Source organism: Amycolatopsis sp. NPDC033938 (genome assembly GCF_055575975.1).
Genome location: NZ_JBVIRO010000018.1, coordinates 151,560 through 168,382 on the forward strand (window position 1 = coordinate 151,560; position 16,823 = coordinate 168,382).

The 16,823-nt window shown below is 67.8% G+C and carries 12 protein-coding genes; 1 reads left to right on the forward strand and 11 read right to left on the reverse strand.

Annotated features, from left to right (window positions below; translation table 11 throughout):
• From mmsA to ACZ5ZX_RS33580, 11 genes are all read right to left on the reverse strand, one after another.
• Entirely contained in the window at positions 1 to 1,524 is a 1,524-nt protein-coding gene (gene mmsA / locus ACZ5ZX_RS33530) for a multiple monosaccharide ABC transporter ATP-binding protein (RefSeq protein WP_465505997.1), read from the reverse strand.
• A gap of 5 nt (positions 1,525 to 1,529) precedes the next feature.
• Positions 1,530 to 2,660, reverse strand: a complete 1,131-nt coding sequence (gene chvE, locus ACZ5ZX_RS33535) for a multiple monosaccharide ABC transporter substrate-binding protein (protein WP_465505998.1) — start codon at positions 2,658 to 2,660, stop codon at positions 1,530 to 1,532.
• A gap of 27 nt (positions 2,661 to 2,687) precedes the next feature.
• Complete coding sequence (araA, locus tag ACZ5ZX_RS33540) at positions 2,688 to 4,193, reverse strand: L-arabinose isomerase (RefSeq protein ID WP_465505999.1); 1,506 nt, start codon at positions 4,191 to 4,193, stop codon at positions 2,688 to 2,690.
• Positions 4,190 to 4,876 (reverse strand): L-ribulose-5-phosphate 4-epimerase, encoded by a 687-nt coding sequence (locus ACZ5ZX_RS33545; protein WP_465506000.1) that lies wholly within the window; start codon positions 4,874 to 4,876, stop codon positions 4,190 to 4,192. Before ACZ5ZX_RS33545 ends, araA begins: the two co-directional genes overlap by 4 nt.
• A complete protein-coding gene (araB, locus tag ACZ5ZX_RS33550) occupies positions 4,873 to 6,555 on the reverse strand; it encodes a ribulokinase (RefSeq protein WP_465506001.1) in 1,683 nt (560 codons plus the stop codon). The genes ACZ5ZX_RS33545 and araB overlap by 4 nt, the downstream gene beginning before the upstream one ends.
• A gap of 67 nt (positions 6,556 to 6,622) precedes the next feature.
• A complete protein-coding gene (gene yjfF / locus ACZ5ZX_RS33555; protein ID WP_465506002.1) occupies positions 6,623 to 7,609 on the reverse strand; it encodes a galactofuranose ABC transporter, permease protein YjfF in 987 nt (328 codons plus the stop codon).
• Entirely contained in the window at positions 7,606 to 8,652 is a 1,047-nt protein-coding gene (locus ACZ5ZX_RS33560) for an ABC transporter permease (RefSeq protein WP_465506003.1), read from the reverse strand. The genes yjfF and ACZ5ZX_RS33560 overlap by 4 nt, the downstream gene beginning before the upstream one ends.
• On the reverse strand, positions 8,649 to 10,169 hold the full coding sequence (locus ACZ5ZX_RS33565; protein ID WP_465506004.1) for a sugar ABC transporter ATP-binding protein: 1,521 nt from the start codon (positions 10,167 to 10,169) through the stop codon (positions 8,649 to 8,651). The genes ACZ5ZX_RS33560 and ACZ5ZX_RS33565 overlap by 4 nt, the downstream gene beginning before the upstream one ends.
• 35 nt (positions 10,170 to 10,204) lie before the next feature.
• Entirely contained in the window at positions 10,205 to 11,134 is a 930-nt protein-coding gene (locus ACZ5ZX_RS33570) for an ABC transporter substrate-binding protein (RefSeq protein WP_465506012.1), read from the reverse strand.
• 126 nt (positions 11,135 to 11,260) lie between these two features.
• Positions 11,261 to 12,295, reverse strand: coding sequence for a LacI family DNA-binding transcriptional regulator (locus ACZ5ZX_RS33575; RefSeq protein WP_465506005.1), 1,035 nt, complete (start codon positions 12,293 to 12,295; stop codon positions 11,261 to 11,263).
• Positions 12,296 to 12,468: 173 nt separating this feature from the next.
• A complete protein-coding gene (locus ACZ5ZX_RS33580) occupies positions 12,469 to 13,266 on the reverse strand; it encodes a hypothetical protein (protein WP_465506006.1) in 798 nt (265 codons plus the stop codon).
• Positions 13,267 to 13,571: 305 nt separating this feature from the next.
• On the opposite strand from ACZ5ZX_RS33580, the gene ACZ5ZX_RS33585 reads away from it, so the two are divergent.
• Positions 13,572 to 16,700 (forward strand): family 43 glycosylhydrolase, encoded by a 3,129-nt coding sequence (locus ACZ5ZX_RS33585; RefSeq protein WP_465506007.1) that lies wholly within the window; start codon positions 13,572 to 13,574, stop codon positions 16,698 to 16,700.
• The last annotated feature ends 123 nt before the right edge of the window (positions 16,701 to 16,823 follow it).

The window sequence follows — 16,823 nt, forward strand, 5'->3', positions numbered from 1 at the left end:
TTACTCCTGTTCCCTGGTCATGGCACGCATCAGGACCTCCTGTGTCGCCTCTTCCCGGCCGACCTCACCGGTGATCCGGCCCGCCGACAGCGCGTAGATCCGGTCGCACAGCCCGATCAGCTCCGGCAGCTCGGAGGAGATGACCAGCACGGCCTTCCCTTCGTCGGCCAGCCGGTTGATGATCGTGTAGATCTCGTACTTCGCACCGACGTCGATACCGCGCGTCGGCTCGTCGAGGATCAGCACGTCCGGATCGGTGAGGATCCATTTGGACAGCACGACCTTCTGCTGGTTGCCACCGGACAGCGTGCCCGTCACGCTCTGCACGTTCGGGGCCTTGATGTTCATGCTCTTGCGGAAGCCTTCCGCGACACGGTGTTCCTCGTTCCAGTCCACCCAGCCGCGACGCGCGATCTTGCCGAGCGCGGCTCCGGAGACGTTGCGCTGGATGTCCTCGATGAGGTTCAGCCCGTAACGTTTGCGGTCCTCGGTGGCGTAGGCGATCCCGTGCTCGATGGCCTCTCCGACGGTCCGCGCTTCGATCTCCTTGCCGTCCTTGAACAGACGGCCGGAGATGTCCTTGCCGTACGACCGCCCGAACACGCTCATCGCGAGTTCGGTCCGGCCGGCGCCCATGAGTCCCGCGAGCCCGACGATCTCGCCACGGCGCAACTTCAGGTTCGCGCCGGAGACCACCACCCGGCCACGCTGGGTGGGGCTGTGCACGGTCCAGTCCTCGATCCGGAGCACTTCGTCGCCGATCCGCGGTTCCCTCGGGGGGAACCGGTTCTCCAGCTTCCGGCCGACCATCCCGGAGATGATCCGGTCTTCGGTCACGCTGGCCGCGTCGAGGGTCTCGATCGTCTTCCCGTCGCGCAGGATGGTGATCGAGTCGGCGATCGCGGCGATCTCGTTGAGCTTGTGCGAGATCATGACGCAGGTGACGCCGTCGTCACGCAGTTCTCGCAGCAGATCGAGCAGATGCGCCGAGTCGTCGTCGTTCAGCGCGGCCGTCGGCTCGTCGAGGATGAGGAGCTTGACCTTTTTGGACAGTGCCTTGGCGATCTCGACCAGCTGCTGTTTGCCGACACCGATGTCGAGCACCGGCGTCACCGGGTTCTCCCGGAGACCGACCCGCTTCATCAGCTCGCCTGCCTCGTGGTTGGTCCGGTTCCAGTCGATCAGGCCGCCGCGTGCCTTCTCGTTGCCGAGGAAGATGTTCTCCGCGATCGACAACTGCTGGCAGAGGGCGAGTTCCTGATGGATGATCACGATGCCGCGGCGTTCGCTGTCGCGGATCGCGGAGAACGCGCACGGCTCGCCGTCGAAGACGATCTCGCCTTCGTACGAGCCGTGCGCGTACACGCCCGAGAGCACCTTCATCAGCGTGGACTTGCCCGCGCCGTTCTCACCGCAGATCGCGTGGATCTCACCCCGCCGCACCGACAGGTTCACGTCCTGCAGTGCCTTGACCCCGGGGAAGGTTTTGGTGATCCCCCGCATCCGAAGGATTTCGTCGGTCACTTCCACTACCTCAGCTGTTCCGCTTTGTAGTAGCCCGAGTCGATGAGTTCCTTCTGGTAGTTCCCCTTGTTCAGGATCACCGAATCCAGCAGGAACGCCGGGACGACCTTCTGGCCGTTGTTGTAGTCCTTCGTGTTGTTGACCTCGGCCTTGCCGCCCTTGAGCACCGCGTCGGCCATCTTGACCGTGGTGTCGGCGAGCTTGCGGGTGTCCTTGAAGATGGTCGAGTACTGCTCGTTCGCGATGATGGACTTCACCGACGCGACCTCGGCGTCCTGCCCGGTGACGACCGGGTACGGCTGACCCGGCGTGCCGTAGCCGTTGCTCTTGAGCGCCGAGAGGATGCCGATGGAGAGCCCGTCATACGGCGAGAGCACGCCCTGCACCTTGTCGCCCGAGCTGTAGGTCTTCGTCAGCAGGTCTTCCATGCGCCGCTGCGCGGTCGCCGCCTGCCAGCGCAGGATCGCCGCGACGTTGAACGCGGTCTGGCCGCTCTTGACGACCAGCGTCCCGTTGTCCAGGTACGGCTTCAGCACCGACATGGCGCCGTTGAAGAAGAACGTCGCGTTGTTGTCGTCCGGCGAACCGGCGAACAGCTCGACGTTGAACGGGCCCTTGCCCTCGCCGGGGGAACCGTCCTCCTTGAGCACCTTCAGCCCGGTGAGCAACGACGTCGCCTGCTGCACGCCGACCTTGAAGTTGTCGAAGGTCGCGTAGTAGTCGACGTTGGGGGTGTTGCGGATCAGCCGGTCGTAGGCGATGACCGGGATCTTCTTGTCCGCGGCCTCCTGCAGCTGCGTGGTGATCGCGGTGCCGTCGATCGAGGCGATCACGAGCAGCTTCGCGCCCTTGGTGATCTGGTTCTCGATCTGGTTGACCTGGGTGGGGATGTCGTCCTCTGCGTACTGCAGGTCGACCTGGTAACCCAGCTTCTCCAGCGCCGCCTTGATGTTGTCGCCGTCGTGGATCCAGCGCTCCGACGATTTCGTCGGCATGGTGACGCCGACGAGGCCACCCGCGGCACCCGCGCCCGCGGCCTGCTGCTGCTCTCCCGTCTTCTCACTCGAACCGCAGGCGGTCAGCGCCGCTCCGACGCCGATCGCCATGGCCAAAGTGGCCAGTTTCGTGAACTTCATTGTTCCTTCTCCTCCGGTGGGGACCGCTCAGAAACCTTGTGCGAGCCGGTAGTACGCCTGGTTCCAGCGCATCCGGTCCGCGATCGACTCCGGCGTCGTCGTCTGGTCGATGACCAGCAGTTCGACTTCGAGCATGGTGGCCAGATCGCGGATCGATTCCGCGCCGACCGCCTGGGTGAGCACCGTGTGGTGTGGCCCGCCCGCGGTGATCCAGGCCTCCGCCGACGTCGCGAGCGACGGCGCCGGCTTCCACACCGCGCGGGCGACCGGCAGGTTCGGCAGCGGTTCGTCCGGCGCGACGACCTCGACCTCGTTGGCCACCAGGCGGAACCGGTCGCCGAGGTCGGCCATGCCGATCACCACGGCGTCACCGGGAGCGGCGTCGAACACCAGCCGGACCGGATCCTCGCGGCCGCCGATGCCGAGCGGGTGGATCTCGCACGACGGACGGGCGGCGGCGATGCTCGGGCAGACCTCGAGCATGTGCGCGCCGAGGATCTTCGGTTCGCCAGGGCCGAAGTGGTAGGTGTAGTCCTCCATGAAGGACGTTCCGAGCGCGGAATCACGGCCCATCGCCTTCACCGCGGTCAGCAGCGCGGACGTCTTCCAGTCGCCCTCGCCGCCGAAGCCGTAACCGTCGGCCATGAGGCGCTGCACGGCAAGACCGGGAAGCTGACGGAGACCGCCGAGGTCCTCGAAGTTCGTGGTGAAGGCACCGAAACCGCCACTGGTGAGGAAAGTGCGCAGGCCCTGTTCGATACGAGCCGCGTAGCGCAGGGATTCGTGCCGCTCCGCGCCCTTCGCCAGCTCCGGCGCGAGTGCGTACGAGTCGGCGTACTCCGCCACCAGCTTGTCGACCTCGGCGTCCGGGACCGCGTCGACCAGTGCGACGAGTTCGTTGACGCCGTAGGTGTTCACGGAGACGCCGAGCTTGAGTTCCGCCTCGACCTTGTCCCCGTCGGTGACCGCGACGTCGCGCATGTTGTCACCGAAGCGCGCGAGCTTGAGCGAGCCGAGCGTCTGGCGTCCGATGGCCGCGCGGACCCACGCGTCGATCCGCCGCACCACCGCCGGATCCGCCGCGTGCCCCGCGATGGTCTTGCGCGGCACGCCGAGGCGGGTCTGGATGTAGCCGAACTCGCGGTCGCCGTGCGCGGCCTGGTTCAGGTTCATGAAGTCCATGTCGATGGACTGCCACGGCAGTGCTTCGTTGAGCTGGGTGTGCAGATGCAGCAACGGTTTCCGCAACGCGTCCAGTCCGGTGATCCACATCTTGGCCGGTGAGAACGTGTGCATCCAGGCGATCACGCCGACACAGGTGTCGTCCGCGTTCGCGTCGAGCATCACCCGCCGAATCGCCGACGGCTCGGTGAGCACCGGCTTCGCGACGATCTCGGCCGAGATCCGGCCGGCGTCTGCCAGCATCCTCTGGATCTGCAACGACTGGCCCGCGACCTGCTCCAGGGTCTCCTCGCCGTAGAGCGCCTGGCTCCCGGTGAGGAACCAGACCTCGGTCTTCCGCTGTGTACTCACTTCTCTCCCTGCTGGCCGTAGACGTTCTGGTAGCGCGCGTACAGCCGATCGATGTCCTCTTCGGACAGTGGCTCCGGTTTCCCGAGCGCGGAGGCGATGTGGACGGTCCTGGCGACGTCTTCGACCATCACTGCGGCCTTGACCGCGTCCTTGGCGGTCCGGCCCACGGTGAACGGCCCGTGGTTGCGCATCAGTACCGCGGGCGACCGGCTGGACCGGAGCGTCTCGACGATGCCCCGGCCGATCGAGTCGTCCCCGATCAGCGCGAACGGCCCGACCGGGATCTCCCCGCCGAACTCGTCGGCGATCATCGTGAGCACGCACGGGATCGGTTCCCCGCGCGCCGCCCAGGCGGTGGCGTAGGTCGAATGTGTGTGGACGACACCGCCGACCTCCGGCATGTGCCGGTAGACGTAGGCGTGCGCGGCGGTGTCCGACGAGGGCGCGAGCTCACCGTGGACGACCTCGCCGTGCAGGTCGGTGACGACCATCGTGTCGGCGTTCAGCGCGTCGTAGGACACACCGGACGGTTTGATCACCATCAGGTCGTGGCCGGGGACCCGTGCCGACACGTTGCCCGCGGTCCAGATGACCAGTTCGTACCTGGTCAGTTCGCTGTGCAACCGGGCGACGGTGTCGCGCAGTTCCTCGAAGGTGTCCGTGATCTCGGCGGCAAGGCTCATCGTTGCTGTCCTTTCCGGGCGGACGCGATCGCGCGGCGGCGGGCGGCGAGGCGGTGCATGACGTCGTTGGCGCCGCGGCCGAAGTAGTCGTGCAGCGCGGCGTACTCGGCGTAGAGGTCGTCGTAGGCCTTGACGTTCTCGGCGATCGGCCGGTAGACGGCGCGGCGGACCGAACCCATCTCGGCCGCGGCGGCGGGGACGTCCGGATGCGCGCCCGCGGCGACGGCGGCGTGGATCGCCGAGCCGAGCGCAGGGCTCTGCGCCGATCCCGCCACCGAGAGCGGCAGGTTCGTGACGTCGGCGTAGATCTGCATCAGCAGCTCGTTCTTGACCAGGCCGCCGGCGACGATCAGTTCCGTGACGGGGACACCCGCCCGTTCGAAGGTCTCGACGATGGTCCTGGTGCCGAACGCGGTGGCTTCCAGCAGTGCCCGGTAGGTGTCCTCGGCGCGGGTCGCCAGCGTCTGCCCGACGATCACCCCGGAGAGTTCGTGGTCGACCAGAACCGAACGGTTCCCGCTGTGCCAGTCCAGTGCGATGAGACCGTGCTCGCCGATCTCCTGCGCCGCGGCGAGCCGGGTCAGCAGCTCGTGGACGGAGATGCCCGCTTCCTGGGCGTCGTACACATAGGACGCTGGGACGCCGTGTTCGACGAACCAGCCGAAGATGTCGCCGACGCCGCTCTGCCCGGCCTCGTAGCCCCACTGCCCCGCCACGATCCCGCCTTCGACGACGCCGCACATGCCCGGCACCTCGCGCAGTTCGGCGCCGTTCATCACGTGACAGGTGGAGGTGCCCATGATCGCGACCATCTGGCCGGGCGCGACGGCCTGGACCGCGGGCGCGGTCACATGCGCGTCGACGTTCCCGACGGCGACCGCGATCCCCTCGGGCAGCCCGGTCCACTCCGCGGCCTGCGCGCTCAGGCTCCCGGCCTTGGCGCCGAGCGCGCCCAGCGGGTGCATGAGCTTGTCGTCCACAAAGGACCCGAAACCGGGGGCGAGTGCTTCGAGGAACCCGACGCCCGGGTACCGGCCGTCCTGCAGGATGCCCTTGTAGCCCGCGGTGCAGGCGTTGCGGACGTAGGTGCCGGTGAGCTGCCAGACGATCCAGTCCGCGGCTTCGACCCAGTGCCGCATCCGCGAGTACACCCCGGGGGCCTCTTCGAAGACTTCCAGCGCCTTGGCGAACTCCCACTCCGAGGAGATCAGCCCGCCGTAGCGCGGCAGCCAGGACTCGCCGCGCTCGCGGGCCAGCGCGTTGATCCGGTCCGCCTGCGGCTGCGCGGAATGGTGCCGCCACAGCTTCACGTAGGCGTGCGGTTCACCGGCGAACTCCGGCAGTTCGCACAGCGGTGTGCCCTCGGCCGTGGTCGGCACCATGGTGCAAGCGGTGAAGTCGGTCCCGATGCCGATGACGTCGGCCGGATCCACTCCGGCGGCACGGATCGCCTCCGGCACGGCGGTGCGCAGGACGTCGACGTAATCCGACGGCACCTGCAGCGCCCAGTCCGGCGGCAGGCCCTGTCCCGTCTCCGGCAGGATCCGGTCGATCACGCCGTGGCGGTACTCCGAAACCGCGCTGCCCAGTTCCGCGCCGTCGCGGACCCGGACCACCACGGCCCGGCCGGACAGCGTCCCGAAGTCGACGCCGACGACCAGCGGTTCCCCTGTACTCACTTCTTCTCCTGCAATGTTAGCGTTCACAATCTTGGTCGGAGGCCACCGCGAACAGCGGTGCGCGGTTTTACGTCGCCCGCCTCCCGGCGAGCCGTTGCAGGACGATGAAGGCGAACAGCAGTGCTCCCGTGATGATCGAGGTCCACCAGGAGTTGAGCGTGCCGTCGAAGGTGATCAGCGTCTGGATGATGCCCAGCACCATGATCCCGAGCACCGTGCCGAGGACGTAGCCGGAACCGCCGGTCAGCAGCGTGCCGCCGATGACGACCGCCGCGATCGCGGTCAGCTCCAGCCCGACCCCGTTCAGCGGGTCACCGGAGGACTTGTACAGCACCAGGAGCAGACCGCCGAGCGCCGAGCAGAATCCGCTGAGCGTGTACACCGCGATCCTCGTGCGGCCCACGTTCAGCCCCATCAGCAGCGCGGACTTCGGGTTGCCGCCGATCGCGTACACCGTCCGGCCGAACCGCGTTCCGTAAAGGACATACGCCGCGATGGCGACCACCACGAGCGCGACGACCACGCCGATCGAGATGTGCAGTTCAGGGCCCAGCGGGATCTGCGTCTGTGCGAGTTCCGCGACGGTGGCGTTGTCGATCGAGTACGCCTGGGTGCTGATCGTGTAGCAGAGCCCCCTGGCGAAGAACATCCCGATCAGGGTCGCGATGAACGGCTGGATCTCGAAGACGTGGACCAGCACGCCCATCCCGAAACCGAGCGCCGCGCCGATCACCAGTACCGCCGGGATCACCGCGTACACCGGCCAGGACTGGTTCTGCAGCAGGTCGGCGGAGACCACTGTGGACAGCGCGACCACCGAGCCGACGGACAGGTCGATCCCGCCGGTGAGGATCACGAACGTCATCCCGACGGCGACCACCAGCAGGAAGGCGTTGTTGATGAACAGGTCGAGCACGACCTGGCCGGATCCGAACGCCGTGTAGCTGGAGGCGCCGTAGACGTAGGCGCCGACGAGCATCGCCATCGTCGCCAGGATCGGGAGGTGCCGCCGTTGCGGCCGGTAACCCTTGACACGGTTCAGCATGGTGGTCATACCCCGGCCTCCACCTTCTCCGGCGCGACGACTGGCGCCGGTGGCGGCGGCTTCCGCCGCCTGCCGAACTTTTTGCGGAACACCGGCGACTGCAGCAGGCAGACCACCAGCACGACCAGCGCCTTGAACAGCATGATCGCCTGCGGCGCGATGCCGAGCGCGTAGACGGTGGTGGTCAGCGTCTGGATGAGCAGCGCGCCGATCACCGATCCGGTGAGCGAGAACCGGCCGCCGGTCAGCTGCGTACCGCCGATGACGATGGCGAGGATCGCGTCGAGTTCGATGAACTGCCCGGCGTTGTTGCCGTCGGCGCTGTGCACGTTCGCGCTGATCATCAGCCCGGCGATCCCGGCGCAGAGCGCGCAGAAGACGTAGGTGAGCCAGATCAGCCGTGCCGACCGCAGGCCGGCGAGCCTGCCGGCCTCGGGGTTGCCACCGACGGATTCGACCAGCAGCCCCAGCGCCGAGCGGCGCACCAGCACCGCGGCGATGGCGAACACCGCCAGCGCGAGGAGGATCGCGCTCGGCAGGCCGAAGACGAACCCGCTGCCGATCCACTCGTACGGCCGGGCGTTGACGGTGATGATCTGGCCGCCGGTGATGAGCTGCGCGATCCCGCGCCCGGCGACCATGAGGATCAGCGTCGCGATGATCGGCTGGATACCCAGCACCGCCACCAGCCAGCCGTTCCACGCGCCGAGCGCGACGGCCAGCCCGAGCGCCATCCCTACCGCGGCGAGGGTCCCGCCGAGACTGTTCTGATCACCGAGTCCGCTGATGTGCAGGCACGCGAGCGCCCCGCTGATCGCGACGACGGCGCCGACGGAGAGGTCGATCCCCCGCGTCGCCACCACCAGGGTCATCCCGATCGCGATGAGGATCAGCGGCGCGCCGTTCTTCAGGATGTCGATCAGGTTCCCGTAGAGATGCCCGTCGCGCAGTTCGAGTGCGAAGAACGACGGCTGGGCGATGAGATCGCCCAGCAGCAACGCCAGCAGCGCGACCACGGGCCAGAACAACCGATGTCCGGTCAGTGCCTTCATCGGCCGACTCCTTCCGCCATTGTCGCCATGACCCGTTCGGCGGTCAGGGATTCGTTGTCCAGCACCGCGACCACCGCCCGGTCGCGCAACACGGCGACGCGGTGGCTGAGCCGGAGGACTTCTTCGAGTTCGGCGGAGATGAACACCACGGCCATGCCCTCACCCGAAAGCTGCGTGACGAGCCGCTGGATCTCCGTCTTGGCGCCGATGTCGATGCCCCGGGTCGGTTCGTCGAGGATCAGCAGCCGCGGTTCGGTGATGAGCCAGCGCGCGAGGAGCACCTTCTGCTGGTTACCACCACTGAGGTCCCCGACCTTCGCCTCGGCGTTGGCGGGACGGATGTCGAGCGCCTTGATGTAGCGCTCGGCGATCTCGTCCTGCCGCCGCCGCGAGATCGGCCGAGCCCAGCCGCGGGAGGCCTGCAGCGCCAGCACGATGTTCTCGCGCACCGTGAGTTCCTCGACGAGGCCTTCGGTCTTGCGGTTCTCCGAACAGAACGCGATCCGCCGGTCGAGGCCGGAACGAGGGGTCTTCAGCGAAACCGGTTCGCCGTTGATCCGTACCGAACCGCTGTCCGAGTGGTCGGCGCCGAACAGCAGCCTGGCCAGTTCGGTACGGCCGGAGCCGAGCAAACCCGCCAGGCCGATGACCTCGCCCTCGCGGATGTCGAGTGAGAACGGGGCGACACCGCCCTTGCGCCCCACCCCGTCCGCTTCGAGGAACACCGGGGCGCCCGCCACCTCGGACCGGCTGTGGCCCGCGTCCTCGATGTCTTCGAGTGCCTCGAGTTCCTTGCCGATCATCCTGGTCACCAGGTCGACCGGGGTGATCTCCTCGGTGCGGTACTCGCCGATGAGCTTGCCGTTGCGCAGCACCGTCATCCGGTCCGCGACGGCGAAGACCTGCTCGATGAAGTGGGAGACGAACAGGATCGCCATCCCCTGTTCCCGCAGCGACCGCACCACGTTCAGCAGCTGCTCGACCTCGCCGGCGTCCAAACTGGACGTCGGCTCGTCGAGAATGAGGACGCGGGCGTCGACGTCGAGCGCCCTGGCGATCGCGACCAGCTGCTGCACCGCGATCGAACAACGGCCCAGTTCGGCCGATACGTCCACTTCGACGTCCAGCCTGGCCAGCAGCGCGGCCGCCCGGCGGCGCATCTCGCGCCAGTCGATGCGGCCGCGCCGTCGCGGCTCCTTGCCGAGGCAGATGTTCTCCGCCACCGACAGGTTCGGGCAGAGGTTCACTTCCTGGTACACGGTGCTGACGCCGGATCGCTGCGCCTCCCCCGGACCGCTGAACGCGACCGGATTCCCGGCGAGTTCGATCGTGCCCGCGTCCACCCCGTAGACGCCGGTGAGCACCTTGATCAGGGTGGACTTGCCGGCACCGTTCTCACCCATCAGCGCGTGCACCTCACCGGGGAACATCCGGAAGGAGACGTCGTCGAGGGCGACCACACCGGGGAATTCCTTCCGGATGTGGCTCATCCGCAGAATCGCAGGGGGTTCTGTCATCGCTGACCTTGTTTCGGGGGGACGCGGGCGGGAGATCAGTACTGGCGCTGCGGCAGCGCGGCCTTGGCGGCCGCCTGGTCGAACTCGGTCTCGGCGGTCTCGATGCGCGGCGGCACCTGCTCACCGGCGGCGACCTTCTTGACCAGGTCCATCAGCTGCGGGCCGAGCAGCGGGTTGCATTCGACGACGTGGTTGATCTTGCCGTCGGCCAGTGCCTGCAACGCGTCGCGGACGCCGTCGACCGAGACGATCTTGATGTCCTTGCCGGGCACCTTCCCGGCCGCCTGGATCGCTTCGATGGCACCGAGCGCCATGTCGTCGTTGTGCGCGTACAGCACGTCGATCTTGGGCTGGGACTTCAGGAAGGCCTCCATGACCTCCTTGCCCTTGGCGCGGGTGAACTCACCGGTCTGCGACGCGACGACCTTGAACTTGGGGTTCGACGCGATGACGTCGGCGAAACCCTTCTTGCGGTCGTTCGCCGGCGCGGAGCCGGTGGTGCCCTGGAGCTCGACGATGTTCACGTCGCCGGCGGCCGAGCCGTACTCCTTCGCGAGCCACTCGCCCGCCTTCTTGCCCTCGGCGACGAAGTCCGAACCGAGGAAGGTCTTGTAGAGCGTCTTGTCCTGGGAGTCGACGGCCCGGTCGGTGAGGATCACCGGGATGTTCGCCGTCTTCGCCTCCTTGAGCACGGTGTCCCAGCCGGACTCGACGACCGGCGAGAAGGCGATCACCTTGACCTTCTGCTGGATGTAGGACCGGATCGCGGTGATCTGGTTCTCCTGCTTCTGCTGCGCGTCGGAGAACTTCAGCTCGATCCCGGCCGCTTTCGCGGATTCCTGGATCGACTTGGTGTTCGCGGTGCGCCAGCCGCTTTCCGCGCCCACCTGGGCGAACCCGAGGGTGATGGCGCCGCCGCCGTCACCCGTTCCGCCGCCACCGCCACAAGCGGTGAGCACGAGCATCCCGGCCACACCGGCCACGATCGCCGTCCACGGTTTTCTTGCCACATCGACTCCTAGATCCGCACTGATCATTTGAGTTAGCGTTAACATTCGAGGGTGAAGCCACGGCGGGAACCGCCACCGGCACTACGACATGCCGGTGCTCTCCCGCACGATCAATTCGGGCGACACCAGATCACGGGCCCGTTCTTCGCCGCCGTTCATCCGGCGGCGGAGAAGGTCGAACGTGCGCCTGCCGACTTCGACGAAGTCCTGCCGCACCGTGGTCAGCGGCGGCGTGTAGTAGGCCGCCTCCGGCACGTCGTCGAAACCGACGATCCGCACTTCGCCCGGCACGTTCACTCCAGCCTCGGTGCAGGCGCGGAGAAAGCCGAGTGCCATCTGGTCGTTGGCCACGAACACCGCGTTCAGTCCCTTTTCCCCGACGAGGGATCGCCCCGCCGCGTATCCGGAACGCGCGCTCCAGTCGCCTCGCACGACGGGCGGGATCCGCGCGCCGCGCCGCTGCAGGGTCTCCCGCCAGCCACGCTCGCGGTCGAGTGCCTCCAGCCAGTCTTCCGGTCCGGCCACATGCCAGACGGTCTCGTGCCCCAGCCCGAGAAGATGTTCGGTCGCCCGGCGGGCGCCGTCGTACTGGTCGACCGAGATCACCGGCACCGGCGCGTCCTTCCCGCCGCCGACCGCGACGAGCGGTACGTCGCTGGGCGCCGCTTCGAGAGCGCGTCCGGCGGTGACGTGCGGAGCGATGACGACGATGCCTTCGACGGCCTGACGCCGCAGCCGCTCCACCGCGTCGGTGATGGACGACCGGCCGGGACGGCTGATGCTGGTTATGGTCGTCGCGTAGCCTGCTTCGCGGGCGGCGTGCTCGATTCCGCTCAAGGTGCTGGCCGGGCCGTAGAGGTTGGCCTCCAGCGCGACCACGCCGAGCGTGCCCGAGCGGCCGGTGACCAGTGCGCGGGCGACCGAGTTCGGCCTATAGTCGAGTTGCTCGATCGCGGCGTTGACCCGGACGCGGGTCTCGGCGCGGACCGGGCCGGTGCCATTGATGACCCGGGAGACCGTCATATGCGAAACGCCGGCGAGCGCGGCGACGTCGGTGAGGCTCGCCTGCTTGCCCGCGGGCACCTTGCTCTCCTCGCCGACGGTGTCGCGTGCCATCGCCTGTCTCCTATCGCAGCCCTCGCCGGGTGACGAGTGCCGCAAGTGTTAGCGATAACACGGACAGGGTCAAGAGGACTTTCAGTCACAGTCGGGTCACGGGCCGGGCCGCCGGTTCGAACGCGCGGCGGAGCCGGACTCACTGGCTCCGGTTCGCGCCGGCGGCCTGGAGATCACCGCGCCGAGCAGGGCGCGAGGGCGCCGAGGCCCTGCGGTTTCGCCGCCACCCGCCCGATCGCGATGGCGATCCGGTCGATCGTGGCCGTGCGCTTGTCCGCCAGCGGCCCGAGGATCGCGTTCTGCACGAAGTTCGGCCCACCCTCACCTCGCGAGGTACTCAGCCGCCGGTCCGCTTCCGCGATCTGCGTGCCCAGCAGTGCCAGGTTCCGATCGACCTCGGCCTTCGCCCGAGCCGGGACCTCGGGCAACCTGCTCGCGACGTCCGGGCACACGATCCGGCCCGCTTCCGCGACACCGCCCGCACTGGAGGACGGTGCGGCACTCTTCGTAGCGCTGGGTGCGGCACCCGGCGCGCCGCCCGAGCCCAGCGAGCAGGGCGCGAGCTCCGCCAGACCCTGCGGTTTCGCCGCCACCCGGCCGATCGAGATGGCGATCCGGTCGATCGCCGCGGTCCGCTTGTCCGCCAGCGGCCCGAGGATCGCGTTCTGCACGAAATTCGGCCCGCCCTGCCCTGCTGAAGACGCCAATCGCTGCTCCGCTTCCGCGATCTGCGTGCCCAGCAGTGCCAGGTTCCGATCGACCTCGGCCTTCGCCCGAGCCGGGACCTCGGGCAACCTGCTCGCGACGTCCGGGCACACGATCCCTGCCGCCGCCTGCGCCGCACCGGCGCTGTCGGAGTTGCCCGCGGCCGTCGACACGATCAACGCTCCGGCCGCGATGGCCAGCCCGAAGGCACCGGTCGCGACCTTCGTCCGCCGGGAAACGCGATGGGCACCCGCTCTTCGAGACATACCACTCTCCATTGTCGAGTAAATAGTGAAATAAATGCGGCGACGAATCGGCGATCGCCGACTTCGCCGGCGCATATCGTGACCTCGTCAACACGGCTTTGTCCAGAGAATCGACCGGAAAAAGAAAAGAGAAATCTCTTTGAACCGAATCGTTCTCCGGTCCGTATCAGATAAGGAAGCGAAGACCGATCGAACACCCCGCACACTTGACCGAAAGGGGACGCCGTTCTACCGTCAGCATGCAGAACAGACTGTTAACGCTAACAGTTTTCATCGGTCAAGGAAGCCCGAGGGAGCCCTCCACGATGATCTCCTCGCGTCCACGCCGTTCCGGCGTCCTCTTCGCGACGGTGGCCCTACTGATCGCGAGCGTCGGCACGGCCTCGGCCGGTACGACGTCGCCTGACGGCGGCCCACCGGGCTCACCGGACCAGGTCAAGGCACGGGAAGTGGCGGACACGCTTTCGGTTCCCGGCATCGACGACGTCCGTGGCAACCTGACCCTGCCCGGCAGCGGCCAGGACGGCACCACGATCCGTTGGCAGTCCTCGAATCCCGCCGTGATCACGCCGACCGGCGAGGTCGCCAGGCCGGAGGCGGGCACCACGACGGTCACGCTCACCGCGACCGTCGCCAGCGGGCGGGACACGGCGACCCGGCGGTTCACCGCGAAAGTGCCGCCGAAACCGGCACCGCAACCGCTCAAGGGCTACAGCTTCTTCTACTTCACCGGCGAAGGAACCCCGGACGGCGAACAGATCTACACCGCCGCCAGCAAGGGCAACGACCCGCTGAACTGGACCGAACTCAACAACGGCAAGCCGGTACTCAGGTCGAGCCTCGGCGAACTGGGCGTCCGCGACCCGTTCATCCTCCGCTCCCCCGACGGCGACAAGTTCTACCTCCTCGCCACCGATCTCAAGATCCACAACGGCCGGGGCTGGGACGCCGCGCAGCGCACCGGCAGCCGCTCGATCATGGTGTGGGAATCCACCGACCTGGTCACCTGGTCCCGCCAGCGCAGCGTCCAGGTCTCCCCGCCGACGGCCGGGAACACGTGGGCGCCGGAAGCGTTCTGGGACGCCAAGCGGGGTAGCTACGTCGTCTACTGGGCCTCGAAGCTCTACGCGGAGAACGACCCCGCGCACACCGGTGACAGCTACAACCGGATGCTCTACGCGACGACACGCGACTTCGTGACCTTCAGCCAGCCGAAGGTGTGGATCGACCCGGGATATTCGGTCATCGACTCCACGATCATCCAGGACAAGGGCACGTACTACCGGTTCACCAAGGACGAACGCAATCCGACGTCGTCCTCGCCGTGCAGCAAGTACATCACCGCGGAGAAGTCGACCGATCTGCTCGACCCGTCCTACGACTTCGTCGCCGACTGCATCGGCAAGGGGAACCCCGGTCTCGACCGCGGCGAGGGGCCGACCGGCTTCAAGTCCAACACCGAGGACAAGTGGTACCTGTTCATCGACGAGTACGGCGGCCGCGGCTACGTCCCGTTCGAAACCACCGACCTCGCGTCCGGCAAGTGGACGATGTCGGCGGGCGCCAAACTGCCCGCGTCGCCCCGGCACGGCACCGTTCTCCCGGTCACCCAGGCCGAACTCGACAGGCTGACCGCGCCTCCCGCTCCGGCGAAGGCGGACCGGAACGGCCTCGTCGCGCGGTGGCCGCTCAACGGCAAGACCGGCACGACCGCCACCGACAGCACCGGTCACGGCTACGACGGCGCGCTCGCGGGTGATGTCAAGTGGGCGGACGGCGCACTCGAGTTCGGCGGCACGACCGGTCACGTGCAGTTGCCGAACAACCTGCTCAACGGCGCGGCCTCGGCCACCGTGTCCGCCGACGTCTTCGTCGACCCGGAGCAGCAGACTCCTTATTTCCTCTACGGTTTCGGCAACACCGGCCCGTCCGGTGCCGGGGACGGGTACCTCTTCACCACCGGCGGGACCGACGGCGGCGGCTTCCGGGGCGCGATAGCGACCGGGAACTGGACCACCGAACAGGCCGCCGCGGCGAGCGGCGGGCTACCGCGCGGAGTGTGGAAGAACGTCACGCTCACCGTCGGCGGGGGCAGCGCCGTGCTGTACTCCGACGGCGTCGAGGTGGCGCGCAACGACAAGGTCACCATCAAACCGTCCGACCTCGGCGGCGGGGTCACCGCGGCGAACTACCTCGGCCGTTCGGTCTACTCGGCGGACAAGACGTTCAAGGGCAGGATGAAGGACGTCCGCCTCTACAACCGGGCCCTCTCCGGGGCCGAGGTCGCGGGGCTCCCCTCGAACAGCACGCTGATCCGCTCGGTCGAACTCGACGCGCTGAAGGTGCCGGCGATCGTCGACGCTGGCGGCGGCAAGGTCGTGCTGCCGGTGCGGCCCGGCACCGACCTGCGCCGGCTCAGCCCGCGGTTCACCCTCGCTCCCGGCGCGAAGATCGCTCCGGGTGACGGCCGCCCGGTCGACCTCAGCCGTCCGAAGAAGTACACGGTCGTCGCGCCGGGCGGGCAGACGCGGGTCTGGACCGTCGAAGCCCGGGAAATGCGCAGCCCCGCGCTTCCCGGGTTGAACGCGGACCCGAACATCGTCGTCTTCGGCGACACCTATTACCTGTACCCCACCACCGACGGCTTCGACGGCTGGAGCGGTACGACGTTCTCGGTGTGGTCTTCGAAGAACCTCGTCGACTGGACGAACCACGGCGTCGCTCTCGACCTCGGCCCCGGCGTGAGCTGGGCGGACAAGAGCGCCTGGGCACCGACGATCGCCGAACGGAACGGCAAGTACTACTTCTACTTCTGCGCCGAGGCCAAGATCGGCGTCGCTGTCGGTGATTCCCCCACCGGCCCCTTCGTCGACACCGGCAAGCCGCTGATCGCGAAGAACCCGGGCGGCGGCCAGGCGATCGACCCCGCGGTCTTCATCGACCGCTCGGGGAAGCCGTACCTGTACTGGGGCAACGGCGAGGCGTACGTCGTGCCGCTGAACGACGACATGGTCTCCTTCGACGCCGGCCGGATCCAGCGCATCACGGGACTCGACGGGTTCCGCGAAGGGCTGTTCATGGTCGAACGCGACGGCACCTACTACCTGAGCTGGTCCATCGACGACACCCGCAGCGAGAACTACCGCGTCGCCTACGCCACCGCGAGCGGCCCCCTCGGCCCGTTCACCAACCGCGGCCTGATCCTGAGCAAGGACCTCTCCCTGGGGATCAAGGGCACCGGGCACAGTTCGATGGTGCGAGTGCCGGGAACGGACGAGTGGTACATCGCCTACCACCGCTTCGCCATCCCCGGCGGTGACGGCACGCATCGGGAGACCGCCATCGACCGGCTGCGGTTCACCCGGGACGGCCGGATCCTGCCGGTCGTGCCCACGCTCGAAGGCGTCGCGCCCCGGCCGATCCGCCCGGTGTGAGTGGACGTCGTGAGTGGCGATTCGGGTTAGAGCCTGTTCCTAAACCTGTTAGTCGTCGCGCCATTGGTTGGTGTTAGTGGGGTCGTGGCGGGTGAGTTTGCGGGTCATGGTGGTGAGCATGGC